Here is a 14262-nt window from a genome sequence, read left to right on the forward strand (position 1 = left end):
ATTCCCTCAATAAAAGCGAGTAACTTCCATCTTATAGGTTTATTTATAGCACTTATTGCAATATTTAAATATAAGATGCAGAATTAAAATTTACTTCTTTTAAAATGAAATGGCCCATTTAAAGGTACGCTCAAAGGAAAAGGAAATCATTGATCTCGGTCAGGATTTTTATACCCCTCAAGAATACGTCCAATCGTTAAAAAAATTATTTAAAATCAATAAATTGATGGGGATGTTTAAAAATACGGTCAGGTTATTGCAACAATTTCCTTCAAATTCTATATTGACCGATGTGGGATGTGGAGGGGGCTTATTTTTACTTAATCTTGCGAAATATTTCCCTAAAATGCGTCTGATAGGATTAGACATCTCTCAAGATGCTATTAAACTTGCAGAGGAAGAATTACAGGAGTGGCAACAAAAAAGTGGAGCTACTCAAATTGAGTTTCAAATCCAAACAAAACCAGAACTCGAAATCAATACACACGTAGATATCATTTTACTTAATTTGGTATGCCATCATCTAAATGACGAAGAATTAGTCTCTCTCTTGATAAAAGCAAATGATACAGCCTGTAAAGCGGTGATAATTAATGATCTACATCGTAATTTTATTGCTTATTCTCTTTATAAATTCATCAGTCCTGTATTATTTCGAAACCGACTTATCACCCATGATGGTCTATTATCGATTCAAAAAAGTTTTACTCGAACAGAGTTGGATTTTTTTTTGCAACAAGCAGGTATTAAAAATTATCAAATCAAATGGCACTTCCCATTTTGGTGGAGTATTCTTATTCTGAAATAATTAATGGATTAAAATTTATGACTCTGGATGTGCTTATCATTGGAGGAGGGCCTTCTGGTGCAACTACTGCATTATTACTTGCCCAAGCAGGATGGTCTGTAGGGCTGATCGAAAAGAAACAATTTCCTCGAAGAAAGGTTTGTGGTGAGTTTATATCGGTTACAAGCTTACCTCTCCTCCAAAAACTTGGTTTGGAGGAGTTCTATTTGACACATTGCGGTCCAGAAATAGAAAAGATTGGTTTATTTACTGATGATGTTATATTGACTGCAAATATGCCTTCTGGAGAAGCATCAAAAAATCTATGGGGACGAGCACTAGAGCGAGAATATCTAGATACAGAGCTCATAAATAAAGCTAAACTTGAAGGAGTGCGTGTTTGGCAACCTTGTGAAGCGCTCTCTGTACAACGGTCCAAAGATGGATCGTTTATTTGCTCCATAAGAGAAAATGATCAAACAACAGAGATAATGGCTTCTCTAGTGGTTATAGCTAATGGATCATGGGAAAAAAGAATTGATGAACAAGAGAATAAAATACATCAGCCTTCTGATCTGCTGGCATTTAAAGCACATTTTAGAAACTCCAGCTTGCCGGTAAATTTAATGCCACTTCTTGCTTTTCCAGGTGGATACGGAGGAATTGTTCATAGTAGTATGCAAAAAGTCACACTTTCTTGTTGCATTCGACGAAATGTTTTGCATGATTTGCGTTTGCAAAATCCAGGTGCGCAAGCAGGAGAAACAGTTTATCAATATATATTAAATCAATGTCGCGGGGCTAGGGAAGTTCTTAGCGAGGCACAGCGTGATGGAAAATGGCTGGCAGCAGGCCCGATTAAACCTGGTATTCGGAGGTGCTATCAGAATGGTCTTTTTTTTGCGGGCAATATTGCGGGGGAAGCTCATCCCATTGTTGCAGAGGGTATTAGCATGGCCATGCAATCCGCATGGTTACTTGCACACTGTTTCATTCACTTTAAACTCAACATTCGAAAGGAGCAGCATTTGGATGATGCCGGGGCATTTTATACGAAGCAATGGCACAAATACTTTAGTCATCGCATCCATGCCGCCTCGTTTTTCGCACAATTAGCGATGATGAAACCTTGGGCCAGATCGTTATTGCTGCCCATCATCAAACAATTCCCTTCAGTTTTAACCTTGGGGGCAAGATTCAGTGGAAAAATACAGCAGATTGTACCAATCAATGAAAACTAAAAGAGTGCCCACAGTACAAACACTTTAAGCAAGCTTTTACTAAGTTATTCTTTTCTTCACTAGTTTAGGTAACAATTGCCAAACAAATAAATTTGTCCACAAAATAACCATTCTTATAAATTTATGATAAACTTCCCATCCCTTTGATTTAAATAGAGTTCTTATGTTTGAAATATATAAAAATAATCAGTTCGTAATGTACTATGAAAACCAAAACAACAGCTCTGGGCCTACACATTTACTCAATGTAAAAAACTTAGCAACGAACAAGATCACGGCGATGTGGGTGGATCCAACTTACACAAGCACGGATGCAAAACTTCTGGAAAAAATTATACGTCTACAAGCATTAAAAGAAACGCTTACCCAAGATAAATATGAACATGAAGTGGCTTGTTTTATAGAAAAACTCATAGAAAATGGAGGTTATACTTGTCTTGAGATTTCTAGTTTAATGAATGAGGCATTAAAACATCATAAAAACCCTCAGCAGTTGTTTGAAACAATTAATAACATAGATGTTTCCTACGTTCGTCATGAAGATCTTCACATGTTCCATAATGTCGAAGAAATGAGAACGGCAGTTGCAGGATTTATTAAAACGCTTACCGAATTCATTTGTAATCTTTTGTCTATACCGTCTGAAAAAACCCTCACGTCAACATTGTTAAAATTTAATATTTATCAAAATCCTATTGAGGAAAACTTAACAAAAAAACAAGATGAGAATCTAAAAGAAGAACAAGACGAACAGCTAGCCGAAGAGCGAGATGAAACAACTATAAAACCTTAAGTCATATCATCCAGGAAGAGGTGAGAATAATTAAAGCCTGATTATCACATTAGGTCTGATTATTTTGATAATCAGACCTAATGTATAAAGTGTAGGGGCGGATTCAACTCGCTAATGCAACAACGTTAATCACTGTTCTTAATTCGATAAAATTTACATTCTATACCATGCCCAATTCCATCTTTATAGTAATGCATTCCACATTTTTCCATCACACGGTGGGAGGCTTTGTGTTCTATGGGAGCAAAAGCAATAATAAAATCGGTTTTAATATTTTTTTTACTCCAATTCAGAAGGCCTTTTAAAGCTTCTGAAGCATAATTCATTCCCCAAAATTTTCTTGCAATGAGATATCCAACTTCAATTTCTCCAGTCTCTATAGGACCAAAACCACAGCGTCCAATAAACTCCTTAGATTCTTTATCAAAAATCACAAAACAAGGAAGTCCAAATTCCTTATAAAAGCCTATAAATTGCTTCATTCTTTGTTTTGTTTGTTCTTTAGTTTGAATGCCATCAGGAAAATATTTTCTAACGTCTGGATCTAAATTTAATTCAGCCAAAAGGTCTAAATCATCTTCATTAATCAATCGCAATATTGTGCGTTGAGTCTCAATTTCTAGCATCATATTATTATATTGCCTCTCATTAATAACTCTTGTAGTAAAGCAGTAAGGATTTTACCCATTTTAACTGATTTATTTATATACAAAAGTTATATTAAGGAGTTGAATTCGCCTCAACTGACTTATTTTTCTACATGAACAACTATCTCTTTAATTATTTCATCGAAGTAATGGGGATTTAATGCATGTCCCATGTCATTTAATAAAACCAGTTTGCTTTTTTTAATATTCTTAGTAAGAGCTTCAGCATGATCTACAGGAAATATAGGATCTTCTTTGCCGTGAATTATTAAACACGGTACGGAAATATCTTTAGTAACGCTTAAATTGGGTTCATTACTAGCCATTTGCGCTTTTGTATGGTTTCCTAAATTTGCAAATTTCAGGTCTTTTGCCTCAGGATTTTTTGACTCGCGCTCCATTGATCTTTCTACTAGCTTAAACCAGTAAATTTCATCAAACGGTGCTTTAGTACCGTTTGCTAGTCGCCAATTTTCTACAATTTGTTTTATCTTATCTACATTGGTTTGGGCTGGAGTTTTATTAATTTCGATGACCTTATTAATAAATTCCGTAGATGGCGGAGATAAAACGGAATGAGAAGTTGAAATTCCTTTGAAGGCATTATTTTTGACTGATAAGTCCGGTGACGTCATCATTAAAGTTATGGTTAACACTCGAGCTCGATGATACATCGCGAGCAACTGCGCAATAGCACCTCCCATCGATAATCCCACAAAATGTGATTTTTTTATTCCTAGTTCATCCATTAAACCCAGTAAATCATTAGTTAGATCAGTTAAATTGTAGGGCCTTTGGATGTAATCTATGCAACTCGATAATCCCGTATCACGATAATCAAAACGGATAATAAAATGTTTGCTGTCTGCTAATTTATGACAGAACGTATCATCCCACATGATTCCTTGAGCACTATTTCCCATTAAAAGGATAATAGCAGGATCAGTTTTATTGCCGAATGTTTGGTAACAAATTTTGATATCATTTATAGTTGTAAATTGGTTATTCATGAGCACCTACGCATTATTATCGCCCCTAGAGCTGTATAACCTAAAGTTTTTCTTGGCCTATTATTGAGCTTATCCGTAATTATAACAAGATCATCATCACTGATATTAATAAAATCAGAGCCTTTTTTTAGTTATTGACGAACTAACCATTATTATTCTCATTAAGACCTCGCTGCCAAGAAGCCTATGGGTACGCAAATCAAAAATCAGCAGTAACTTTTTTAAGAACTGCTTTCTTAGAAAATCTATCAACGATAGTGACAATTGCGCGCTTATGCTTCTACTAACCGTCTGATTTATAGATACAAGAATTATGGTTGAATTTGTTAATTGATTTAAAGTTTAATGGCTGCTTTGATTGCGTCCAAACATTCTTCATTCAATTGATCAGTTGATAACTCATTACTGCCAGGAACTTTGTTTTTTACTGCAAATGCAGTTAAATATTTCAAACTTTGAGGAGTATAAGTAATCTGTTGCTTAATTTGATGAGGAAGTTTGCTTACAGCATCATCGTCTAAGTGCCTTGATTTTATCAATGTGGCAGTTATATCCGCTAAACTTGATAATCTTGGTTTGGCAAAAGTAGTTCGACGTCTTAATTCCCATTCAGGATGACCTGCGTGTTCTAACAAATAATTCAATTGTTTAATTCGTTCATTGGCTTCATTAACTGAGTTCGCTTCTTTAATTTTGATAACAAAAAGATCATATTTTTTCTTTAGTAACAAAAGAGTCTTGTTACCAAAAGGAACTTTGGCTTCAAATAAAAGGTATTGTAAAATAGCTGCAGACGGTCTTCGGCTATCAAGCGCCACATCCAAGACAGAATTATTCTCACCGTCCTCTCTTAATAAATCGTTCGAGTTACCAAATTGCAGCAAACATTTTAAAGCTTCTAAGTGCCCGCAATAAGCAGCTAAATGAAAAGCTGTTGCTTGCTTGTTAGGTTCTCTTCGATATAAATCTTCAGGATTCTCTCTCAAATGCTTTCTGATAGCTTCAGAATTACCGCGTAATGCAAGTTGGATAATTCTTGGTAGCTCAATAGTTTTTGGGGAACTTTCTTGCATGCCTAATCTCCTTAATAAGGCTGCAATTCTAACATAAAATTTCCGCAAAAGATCGATACTTGCTCAATAAGCTCTTTTTTATTACGGTATTTTTTGGGGTTTTACTGCTGATTCAGCTTTCTTATCAGATTCTACCGCCTCCTCTTTTTCTGGGGTCTTAAAGAGCCCTTTTTTCATGGAGCCTGCTAGGGAACTCGAGTTTTTTGTTTGATGCGCTTTTTCGTTTTCGGATAGAGCACTTGAATCTTTGTGTGCCTTAGGTTCCTCTGATTCTTCATTTTGAGTTATATCATAGGCGTCAGATTCTTGTGCTAAGAATTCATAATATTCTGTACTTTTAAGCTCATCAACTTTTTCACGTTCATCTCTACTTTGAACTGACTCTTCATCGTCCGACAGCTCAAGCTCTGTCACCCCTTCTTCAATTATTTTTAAATTATCATTAACCAGTTGTGTAACGTCTTCTTGACGGGTTTGATCAGCTTCTTCTTTACGTGACAGTTCATCAGTTTTTGGAAAATATTTATTATAATCTTTTTTACTCACAGCTTCTGGAAAATCTATTTCTATTAAATTGCTTCCATCAGAACCTATCACTAAATTTTCAGGCTTTCCTTCATATAAACGTACAAATCTAAAATTTCTTGCCGTGATTTCAGGTGTTCCTGCTAAAATACCGTAAGATTTTTGATTTGCCAGAAAATTGTCTAACTCCTCATCAAAAACTGGGAGTGTATTTTCAGTAATTTGACAAACTATTTGCGCGGGTGCCTTATAAAAAGAGGATTGGGTATACGCTTCCAAACTCGGATACATTTTTTGGAATTTTATTGCTTCAGTGTGACTATGAAACAAGACACCCCGAGTTATCTCTGCCCCTTTAACTTCCTCGTCATCTGTTACCAGCCATAATTTTACAAAAGGTGATGCCAAATCCGCAGCAGCATCTTTCTGAAACCTTTGAGTGGTGCGATCAATTGGTTCATAAAATTCGCATTCATTATATTTGCCACTATAGCCTATTCCGTTATGAACCTCTTTTAAAATATGTAAGCTCATATACGTTAAGCCAATAGAATTCTCCTGTAAACCTTTACTAAATCCAGCTCCCGCAATAGTAAGTATAGGAACTGCTTTCAGCACTTTTTTTGTGCTTTCAATAAAATCATTCTTTGTCAGATCTCTGAATCTTTGCCGTCTGGTATTTTCAGTCAGCCATTCATTTGTACGATAAATTTCCAAAATTTTCATAACAACCAGCCTGCAATAATAAATTGCTCTCTTTGACTTAGATGAAATTATAGCACAACAATTGAACAGTCTGACCAACTAACCCTGGTACACAGAGAACAATGAGTAGAAATTTAAAGCACAATTATTGAATTAAAATTGAAAAAATATTCATTATTGGATATATAATGAAAGCAGGAACCATCATATAAATAAGTTATTGCTGATTTAAGAGGCACAACTTCACTAACACCATTTTAGAAATAGATATCCTATGATTAAGCCCCCCTTTCAAGAACAACAAATCATTGAGATTCTGAATGTTTACTTTGGAATTTCTATTTATTCGGCACAACTCATCCAGGGGGGAGCTGATATGAATTCGTTTGGATATAAAGCGGATTCACCAACCCAATCTTATTTCGTAAAGCTGAAATGTGGGAAGTTCGATGAAATGAATTTGTCTATCATTTGTCTCTTGCAGGATTCCGGAGTAAAAGAAATTATAGTACCTCTCCCAACACTTGATGCAAAACTTTTTCAAAAAATAGACCATGTTAAAATAATTGTGTATCCATTTATTCAAGCACCGAATGGGTTCGCAAGAAACTTGACCAAAAAACATTGGTACCAGTTTGGAAAAGTATTAAGACAAATTCATGATACCTCGCTCCCTTCCTGGATTAAACAGCAATTAAGAAAAGAAATGTATTCATCTCAATGGCGCGATATCGTCAGATCCTTCTATAGTAAAATGAGCTTGGAGCCTTCCGATAATAAGATTACTACGGACTTTAAGTCTTTTTTTAATCAGCATATTTATCCAATTCAGCAATTAGTGGATTCTTCAGAAGTACTCTCTAAGAAAATTAACCCCGATATAGATGAGTACGTATTGTGCCATTCTGATATCCATGCAGGTAATGTATTGGTGGTTAATGAGGAAGCGATTTATATTATTGATTGGGATGAGCCAATTCTAGCCCCTAAAGAACGTGATTTGATGTTTATTGGAGGTGGCGTTGGTAATGTATGGAATGCGCCTCACGAAGTCCCTTTTTTTTATGAAGGTTATGGTTGCACAATCGTTGATAAAACAATCTTATCTTATTATAGGCAGGAACGAATTATCGAGGATATTGCAGTGTATGGGCAAGACCTGCTTTCACGTACTCAAAATGATCAGTCCAGACTTGAGAGTTTTAAATATTTTAAAGAGATGTTTAATCCCAATAACGTTGTTGAAATAGCTCTTACTACAGAGCAATATTGATAGCCTATCTTTTTTATTATTAAACGCAACAAGTGATTCTCTTTTTAAATTTAATATGACCTTTTCAAATCATTTGTGAGATCTTATTTAAAATCGCTGTAAATTAAATTCTATAACAATATGCTGTGATTTCTCAGTCTCTTAATATCAAACCCTCTATATTCATTTATTATTGTCCTTATTAAACAAGCTTTGAAATTTATCATTTAGACAATAAACAGTTCTTAGCTTGATAATGCAGTTTAATGAACTGTAAATTTTTCTACATAAAGATGGAACTGAGTACTTGAAAAACAAAGAGTTTAATATAAGATACAATATTACAGTTTTTTTAACTACTTGATTTTCAATCAGGTTTTTTGATTAATAAATAGTACAGGATGTAAATAAAGAAGGTATAAAAAGGTATGATTCAAGTAAATGTTTGGCTCTCTACCACCCAGATTTTAGGCAGACGGATTAAAAATCGCTTTTTTGGTCCTTTATTAGCTTCTGAGGATAAAGGTGAGAATATTGGACATGCTAATTTTGTCATGGAGCTTAATGAACGTTCTCCTGGATATGCAAAGTTAGACGACAACTCATCTCCATTATTCGCAAAGAAAAGTCTCTGTTATGTACCTGAAGCCACTAGAGGTGCATCAGGTATGTATTATAGACGTAAAGCCCTTCGAAGCATTCAAGTTACTCATAGTTTCTGGCCTGAAGAAAGACCCTCTTCAGGAGAGTTAGTTCGTGATTTTTTCAATCTCTTACACCTGGCTCCGAAAGCTAAAGGAATAAAACCAGAGATATCGGATCATGATTCTGATATGAAAAGAGAAGAAAGTAATAACCGAACTTTTTCTATCCGACACCCGGCCCTTAGCTCGGCGCAAAAAAAAATCGATGATGCAAAAAAAAACAATCTTGATGACACAATTAGGGTTTGGAATATCGATGGGGCTCTAGACAAGAAAAAAAGTGCCGTAGAAAAACTCAATCAATTAACCATTAAACAACAAACTTTGTTTGCTTCACACAATCAACTGCTTGAAAACTCTCAAGTGGAGCTAGGTCTATTAAAGAAAAAAAAGGATGAAATAAAAGCTGAAATATTAAAAAATACTAGAAAAACCCTTTTCCCTACCAAGATATTAAATTATTTAAATAAAATTTCTACACCGGATGCAAAGATATTTGCTGAAATATCGCGAATAACTCATGAGTTAAATGGTTTACAAAAGGAAAATGAAACACTCAATCAAGCATTTATTACTCTTGAAAAAAATATTGCTCAAACCGAAATTAATTACCAAGCACAATTAAATCAAAATCAAGAAGAGCTAGATAAGACAGCTAAGGAAATTATTGTTCTTGAGCGGAAAATTCAAGCGATCAATGAGCGAATAAATGGCATGGATGAAAATGCAGTAGAACTATTAAAAGTAAATGTTAGAGATCGAGCAGACTATCTTTCGCGAGAAGAGAATTTGGTGCTAAGTTCTAATAAAACAGAAGGCAAACATCCCGAATACTCCATCCAACTACCAACCAGTGATAGCGGTTTACGCTATCATATTAATGAGTTAGCAGTTATAAATGCAATGACAAAAGAGAGCAACGAAAGTTATTGTTTTATACAAAATAACTGTGCGAAAAGTGTCAAACGTTGTCTTTTGGCTGGCATACAACATTTAAAAGCAGACCTGAAAAAAAATGGAGTACCCGATAGTTTTTTCAAAGCACATGCTCTTGAAACAACAAATGGCGTTTATAAGTGGGCTCGCTCATTGGAGCGTGAGCTGAACAAGTTGAATTGCCGACCTAAAAAGGAAATTGAAGTAGAAACAACATCGCTTAGTATACGCTAAAAATAAGTTTTTCGGCTGTAACACACATAATGCATTTTAACTAATGCATTATGACACAGCCATTATTTTCAAGTTCAAATAACCAATTTGGGCATTCTAAATGTTTGTTACATCTCAAATCTAATTTTTCTAATTTATTCAGTTTGAGTAGACCGATAGGAAGTGCTTTTAAATTATTATTTCTTAAGTCTAAATAGAGAAGCTCAGACAAAGCCCCTATCTCATCTACAAGGACACTTAAATTATTATTCCGAAAATTTAAAATCTTTAACTTTGACAAAGCGCCTATACTTTCAGGAATGATTTCGATGAGATTATCAGAACAATCAAGAATTCTTAACTCTCTTAAATTACCAATTTCATGAGGAAGAGTTTTCACTCGGTTTTTCATTAAGTGAATCTCTCTAAGCTGTTCGCAATGGCCTATTGAATAAGGTATTTCATTAATTAAATTATTATAAACCCGCAACTCAATTAGATGATGTAACGCACCAATGTCCACCGGTAGTTGCTTTATTTCATTCCCGGAAAAATTTAAATATTGTAATTGATGTAATTTGGTAACCACTTCAGGAACAGATAAAAACTCATTATCGGCCATGTATAAATACTTAGTTAATGGAGTTTCATGCAGACTTTCTGGTAAAGCTGATAGTTTATTTCCATTCATGTCTAAAATATGCAGATTTTCCAATTGGCCAATTTCTTTGGATATGGACGTAATTTTATTTGCTGATGCATTTAAATGACGCAATGATTTTATTGACCATAACTCACTCGGTAATTCTTTGAGTTGATTATTATAAAAACTGATACTTTCTAAAAAGTTTAATTTACTCAAACCTTCAGGGAAATATTGCAAATTTTTATTATCCAAATTTAATTTTTTATTAAAAAGATTATCTCTAAGCATGCTTCAACCTAATTGTAATACAGTCTTTAAATCAATTTTTTTCTCAAGATGTAGCTGGTATAACCTATAAAATTATCTGGCAAAGTGGCAATTACTTGATACCCCAGTTTCTCATAGAAGCCTTTCGCTTGAAACTCTGCCGTATCGAGTTGGATCATAGTGCAATTATTTGTTTTTGCGAAAGTATCTAGCGTCGCAAATAGAGAGCGCCCTACTCCTTTACGGCGATATTGTTCATGGATCCAAACAGTAAACACCCTACATAAGCTACCAAAAACATCTCCTTTAATACCGCCAAGAATTTCAGACGAATCATTTTGCGCATAGATAATAAAAGGTTTTGCTTCATACTTGCCAATGATGGATTCATTAAATTTTTTTAGATTTTCATTGATGATTTTAGAAATCGCTTCATTTTCTTTAAATTCAGTAATAATGTTTATTAAATCATCCATTCTCGCTCCTACGTAATTAAGTCTGATTTTATAAAGATTTAATCATATAAACTAAATTTCAAGTATATCTTTCAGGATTAAGATTAGCTAATGAAGATTCCTAATGTCATTGCAAGCACCAATGATTAAGATATACGGTTAAAAAAGTGTTTTTGTGGCTCTAGTTTTTTGTATAAATCGTATCATTCTGAAGTATGACACTTCTGTGGTTGGCAATGTGAAATGTCAACAGGCCCTAGTACTTATTTGAATATTTGTATAAGGTTGGCTCTGAAAAGCCAGCCAAATCACAAATTTGCTTAATACTATGTTGTTTTCCTTGATAAAGTTGAATGACTATTTTTGTCTTATCAATTGATAGTTTTTTAGGCCTGCCGCCATTTCTACCTCTTGCTGCTTGCAAACCAGCATAAGTACGTTCTCGAATAAGGTTGCGCTCAAACTCTGCCAATGCACCAAAAATATGAAAAACCAATTTTCCGGACCTTGAGACTCATGCAGACTTTTTAGTCCAATTTTTTTCTCATCATGTTTAAGGTCTAAATTTTGATCATCTGCAGAAGCTCGTGCATATCCGATTATGAATAAAGCAGACGTATAATAACTTTTTCAGAATAATTCTCTAATTTAAGATCCTTAAAGAATACGACAATCGTTCTATTTCGTTTTTTTATTCGACTTAAGGATGAATGATGAGGTACAGGATCTTTCAAAGCTAGCCCAGAAAAACCATCGATAACAAATTCAGTAAGTTTTTAACAAAAGAAAAATCAATCTGCAGATTCACTTTTCATAAAAATGATGGGAAGGTATTAGTTCTTCAAATCCGATAGAGTTCTATTGGTTAGTATTCTTTGCATACAAATAACATAACTTATTGAAAGTATGTAATTAGATCATTGTTGACAGTTTGAGAAAATTTTTTCATCTTTGCAACAGACTGGACCGTTTTTTGAGACTCTATCTTTTCTGCATTGCACAGACAACTTTAATGAGGAGTTCTAAGGCGAAAATTAAGTTCTATCGTGGAATACAAAATTCAATCCTTGACCTCATTTAAAGCAACATTAATTTTACACAGCTATTCCTTTTTGGAAACAAGCTATTCCTAACATTCTTTGTATTGCGATTTACTATTGCATATAATGGTCAATATAAATACTAAAAACTAAGGCTGAGGTAATGAAATGAGTAAACAAAAACAAATTAGAGAAGGTGGGAAAATATTTGCTCTTGGCCTTTTAGCTTGCAGTTTTAGTACAAGCGCTATAACGAAGGTTATGAGTCGATTTCCAGAAGACCATGAGAGCGAAATTAATCATTATCCAACCGAAAAGATTGTAGGATTCATAGAAAAAGTTCAAGAATATGCTTTAAAACAAGAAGCTGAGGGATATACTGGGTTACTTGTTACCACCGATGATTGGGGATTTTCCAAAACCAGCCTAGTAGGCGATTGGGCTGACCACCCCTATGCTCTTCGATTTCCAGCCAGCGCAGCCTTTAACTATGTGTTTGAAACTGATAGGCTCTATGTGGGTTACGGCCATGAAAGCCCTTTACACTATAAAGCCTGTGAAGAAACCTTAGATCAGTTAGATGAGATAACCGGCCTATCATTGCCTAAAGCAGAAGATTATATCAATCAATTACCGCTGTCCCAAAAAGAGAAAGATAAATATATTGGAGAGTTACGCGAGGCATTAGGGGATGTTAAAACTAATTTTGAGATATACAAAGAACTGGCTTCAATAGAGTATGAGAATGGTACCAAGCTTTGGCAATATCAGTCTCCATGTAAACTGGCTGAAAAATGTATTTCGCGCGTAACCAAGAAGGCTAAGGCAGAGGCAGAGAAATTTCCTCTTTTAGATAAAGCCCTTAAAGATTTAGCCAGCGCAGCAGACAAAGAAAGCAACTCTCCTATAAAAAAATGGGCTGAAGAGGGGCAGAAAATGTTAGAGCGCTATCTTGGAGACCAAGAGTATAGCTTTGAGTCGTTCGAAAAAGACTTTGATGACCATTGCCGAAAACGAGAAATCAAGGATAATGTCCCTTCAACGCTAACTCGTTATGTTAGTAAAGCACTAAACGCTTTTGAGCTAATCCTTTCTCTTTTTGGTAAAAGTGGCTTAGCGCCTAGTTTCTTTAGAAATAAAGATCCATTGTCTCTTTTAGATACTTTTGACGCTAAAGATAGCCTAAAAGAACAACGCTTACCGACCCCTTCTTTTCATTCTAGCAAAACGAAAATAAAAATTCTTGCGATCCCCAGCGACGAGAGAAGTAATAATATACGGGCTGTTTATAATTTACTGGATAATCCCCTCATGAAGAATCAAGATGGCTCTGTTCCAAAAATTATTGAAGCAATAAAAGAACTGGTAGGAGACATTAATCCTGAATCCGAGGAAGAAATATACGATACTATTCTTAGAATCAGGGAAAAAATCAGCAAAAATGAAGATAATGAGTTAAACCCACATGCTTTAGCTGTTATAAATGCCTTTAATCAATCCAGTGCAAATACTTTTAGAGACATTCGTAAGTCATTGTCTGATGATCCCCTAAGATGTGCCATCCTGGATAGTCAATCGGAAAGTAGGTTGAATTTATAAACATTTTAGATAGCAAGTAATCGGCGTTAAGAGCTACTAACCGGTACAAGTACCTCTGATGAGGCCCGCCGTTACGATTCGAATAAATATTGTCTCCCTCCTTTTCATGATTGCTCTTATAGAAGAAGCAAAACTAAAGCCTGGTCAAGCACTCAATGAAATGCACCTTTTATCAGAACTTCGAATTGAAGCATTACTATTGAGTGCCAAACATGGCTTACGGCGTGCACATCTAGAAAATTGGTGCTCTTTAAATTCTTCTAGAGAACTTAGTGTAATTGATGCAGTCCAATTAGTTGAATTAATTGAAATTCAACATGTAGGCCAGAAAAAGCCGTTCATACCCTAACCTTAAAATAGCCTGATAAG

At 34.8% G+C, this 14262-nt stretch carries 14 protein-coding genes and 2 pseudogenes; 7 read left to right on the forward strand and 9 right to left on the reverse strand.

What is annotated here, in order from left to right; all coding sequences use genetic code 11:
* Nucleotides 1–109 precede the first annotated feature (109 nt).
* From ACWTEW_RS24770 to ACWTEW_RS24780, 3 genes are all read left to right on the forward strand, one after another.
* On the forward strand, nucleotides 110–808 hold the full coding sequence (locus ACWTEW_RS24770) for a methyltransferase (RefSeq protein WP_454780763.1): 699 nt from the start codon (nucleotides 110–112) through the stop codon (nucleotides 806–808).
* Between the two features lie 17 nt (nucleotides 809–825).
* Nucleotides 826–2028, forward strand: coding sequence for an NAD(P)/FAD-dependent oxidoreductase (locus ACWTEW_RS24775; protein WP_454780764.1), 1203 nt, complete (start codon nucleotides 826–828; stop codon nucleotides 2026–2028).
* 163 nt (nucleotides 2029–2191) lie between these two features.
* Nucleotides 2192–2821, forward strand: a complete 630-nt coding sequence (locus tag ACWTEW_RS24780) for a hypothetical protein (RefSeq protein ID WP_454780765.1) — start codon at nucleotides 2192–2194, stop codon at nucleotides 2819–2821.
* A 125-nt stretch (nucleotides 2822–2946) separates the two neighbouring features.
* On the opposite strand, the gene ACWTEW_RS24785 is transcribed toward ACWTEW_RS24780, so the two are convergent.
* The 5 genes and pseudogenes from ACWTEW_RS24785 to ACWTEW_RS24805 all read right to left on the reverse strand — a co-directional run bounded on the left by ACWTEW_RS24785 (nucleotide 2947) and on the right by ACWTEW_RS24805 (nucleotide 6802).
* On the reverse strand, nucleotides 2947–3450 hold the full coding sequence (locus ACWTEW_RS24785) for a GNAT family N-acetyltransferase (RefSeq protein ID WP_454780766.1): 504 nt from the start codon (nucleotides 3448–3450) through the stop codon (nucleotides 2947–2949).
* A gap of 119 nt (nucleotides 3451–3569) precedes the next feature.
* On the reverse strand, nucleotides 3570–4478 hold the full coding sequence (locus tag ACWTEW_RS24790; RefSeq protein ID WP_454780767.1) for an alpha/beta fold hydrolase: 909 nt from the start codon (nucleotides 4476–4478) through the stop codon (nucleotides 3570–3572).
* Nucleotides 4475–4662: pseudogene (locus ACWTEW_RS24795) on the reverse strand (IS30 family transposase); the annotation flags it as partial. The pseudogene ACWTEW_RS24795 and the gene ACWTEW_RS24790, both read right to left, overlap by 4 nt.
* A 151-nt stretch (nucleotides 4663–4813) precedes the next feature.
* Nucleotides 4814–5551: an ankyrin repeat domain-containing protein gene (locus ACWTEW_RS24800; protein WP_454780768.1), complete on the reverse strand. Its 738-nt coding sequence runs from the start codon at nucleotides 5549–5551 to the stop codon at nucleotides 4814–4816.
* 81 nt (nucleotides 5552–5632) lie between these two features.
* Nucleotides 5633–6802: a hypothetical protein gene (locus ACWTEW_RS24805; RefSeq protein WP_454780769.1), complete on the reverse strand. Its 1170-nt coding sequence runs from the start codon at nucleotides 6800–6802 to the stop codon at nucleotides 5633–5635.
* Nucleotides 6803–7055: 253 nt separating this feature from the next.
* Between ACWTEW_RS24805 and ACWTEW_RS24810 the strand changes: the two genes are divergently transcribed.
* Nucleotides 7056–8054 (forward strand): phosphotransferase family protein, encoded by a 999-nt coding sequence (locus ACWTEW_RS24810; RefSeq protein WP_454780770.1) that lies wholly within the window; start codon nucleotides 7056–7058, stop codon nucleotides 8052–8054.
* A gap of 407 nt (nucleotides 8055–8461) precedes the next feature.
* Nucleotides 8462–9907: a hypothetical protein gene (locus ACWTEW_RS24815; RefSeq protein WP_454780771.1), complete on the forward strand. Its 1446-nt coding sequence runs from the start codon at nucleotides 8462–8464 to the stop codon at nucleotides 9905–9907.
* A 40-nt stretch (nucleotides 9908–9947) separates the two neighbouring features.
* On the opposite strand, the gene ACWTEW_RS24820 is transcribed toward ACWTEW_RS24815, so the two are convergent.
* From ACWTEW_RS24820 to ACWTEW_RS24835, 4 genes and pseudogenes are all read right to left on the reverse strand, one after another.
* Nucleotides 9948–10784, reverse strand: a complete 837-nt coding sequence (locus tag ACWTEW_RS24820; protein WP_454780772.1) for a leucine-rich repeat domain-containing protein — start codon at nucleotides 10782–10784, stop codon at nucleotides 9948–9950.
* 62 nt (nucleotides 10785–10846) lie between these two features.
* On the reverse strand, nucleotides 10847–11275 hold the full coding sequence (locus ACWTEW_RS24825) for a GNAT family N-acetyltransferase (protein ID WP_454780773.1): 429 nt from the start codon (nucleotides 11273–11275) through the stop codon (nucleotides 10847–10849).
* Nucleotides 11276–11510: 235 nt separating this feature from the next.
* Entirely contained in the window at nucleotides 11511–11750 is a 240-nt protein-coding gene (locus ACWTEW_RS24830; RefSeq protein ID WP_454780774.1) for a helix-turn-helix domain-containing protein, read from the reverse strand.
* 160 nt (nucleotides 11751–11910) lie between these two features.
* Nucleotides 11911–12019, reverse strand: a pseudogene (locus ACWTEW_RS24835) (transposase); the annotation flags it as partial.
* 443 nt (nucleotides 12020–12462) lie between these two features.
* Here ACWTEW_RS24835 and ACWTEW_RS24840 point away from each other — a divergent pair.
* Both ACWTEW_RS24840 and ACWTEW_RS24845 read left to right on the forward strand, forming a co-directional pair.
* Nucleotides 12463–13893, forward strand: coding sequence for a hypothetical protein (locus ACWTEW_RS24840; RefSeq protein WP_454780775.1), 1431 nt, complete (start codon nucleotides 12463–12465; stop codon nucleotides 13891–13893).
* Between the two features lie 58 nt (nucleotides 13894–13951).
* A complete protein-coding gene (locus tag ACWTEW_RS24845; RefSeq protein WP_454780776.1) occupies nucleotides 13952–14242 on the forward strand; it encodes a hypothetical protein in 291 nt (96 codons plus the stop codon).
* Nucleotides 14243–14262: the final 20 nt, after the last annotated feature.

The organism is Legionella stuttgartensis (assembly GCF_977063405.2).

Coding starts and splice junctions, on each gene's coding strand:
- ACWTEW_RS24780 (WP_454780765.1), top strand. CDS start 2,192: ATGTTTGAAATATATAAAAATAATCAGTTCGTAATGTACTATGAAAAC.
- ACWTEW_RS24810 (WP_454780770.1), top strand. CDS start 7,056: ATGATTAAGCCCCCCTTTCAAGAACAACAAATCATTGAGATTCTGAAT.
- ACWTEW_RS24840 (WP_454780775.1), top strand. CDS start 12,463: ATGAGTAAACAAAAACAAATTAGAGAAGGTGGGAAAATATTTGCTCTT.
- ACWTEW_RS24770 (WP_454780763.1), top strand. CDS start 110: ATGGCCCATTTAAAGGTACGCTCAAAGGAAAAGGAAATCATTGATCTC.
- ACWTEW_RS24800 (WP_454780768.1), bottom strand. CDS start 5,551: ATGCAAGAAAGTTCCCCAAAAACTATTGAGCTACCAAGAATTATCCAA.
- ACWTEW_RS24825 (WP_454780773.1), bottom strand. CDS start 11,275: ATGGATGATTTAATAAACATTATTACTGAATTTAAAGAAAATGAAGCG.
- ACWTEW_RS24790 (WP_454780767.1), bottom strand. CDS start 4,478: ATGAATAACCAATTTACAACTATAAATGATATCAAAATTTGTTACCAA.
- ACWTEW_RS24805 (WP_454780769.1), bottom strand. CDS start 6,802: ATGAAAATTTTGGAAATTTATCGTACAAATGAATGGCTGACTGAAAAT.
- ACWTEW_RS24845 (WP_454780776.1), top strand. CDS start 13,952: ATGAGGCCCGCCGTTACGATTCGAATAAATATTGTCTCCCTCCTTTTC.
- ACWTEW_RS24815 (WP_454780771.1), top strand. CDS start 8,462: ATGATTCAAGTAAATGTTTGGCTCTCTACCACCCAGATTTTAGGCAGA.
- ACWTEW_RS24785 (WP_454780766.1), bottom strand. CDS start 3,450: ATGATGCTAGAAATTGAGACTCAACGCACAATATTGCGATTGATTAAT.
- ACWTEW_RS24775 (WP_454780764.1), top strand. CDS start 826: ATGACTCTGGATGTGCTTATCATTGGAGGAGGGCCTTCTGGTGCAACT.